Raw genomic sequence first — 398 nt, 5'->3', positions numbered from 1 at the left:
ATGGCCCATTCAGCAACCTGATTCAGTTCAAATCCGGCTCCGAAGATACCGAGGGGACTGATCCGCATCATCGCTCCATTAGCCTGACTGTCCGGGTTTGGATTTTCACGCAGCCCGGCCGAAATGGTCATACCGCAATCAAACGGATCGGAACTCAGCCAGTATTGATATTCCTTAACGTGCCGCCTCCGGATCATACAAACCGGTTTTCACCAGCATCCGGGCAAGAAGCAGGGCCATCTCCGAATCATCGGTCGGCTGACCGGCAATGGTATTCCATGTGCCGCCATCCGCCAGCTCCCGAACACCATCAGGGTAGCCGCGCCGGATCTCATCCGGGGACTGAAACTCAACCAGACTTCCCAGCGCATCACCGGCAAGCTGGCCAAGCAGGCATC

Annotated in this window: 1 protein-coding gene; it reads right to left on the bottom strand. The window is 56.8% G+C overall.

Annotated elements, in window-relative coordinates; genetic code table 11:
* Nucleotides 1-174: 174 nt before the first annotated feature.
* Nucleotides 175-398: ADP-ribosylglycohydrolase family protein (locus S1OALGB6SA_RS10615; RefSeq protein ID WP_230204426.1), on the bottom strand; the 224-nt coding region annotated here is incomplete at its 5' end.

The sequence above is a fragment of the Olavius algarvensis spirochete endosymbiont genome, assembly GCA_900608495.1.
In the GTDB taxonomy this organism is placed as follows: domain Bacteria; phylum Spirochaetota; class Spirochaetia; order DSM-2461; family DSM-2461; genus UBA2779.
This window is presented reverse-complemented; position numbering and strand designations above follow the sequence as displayed.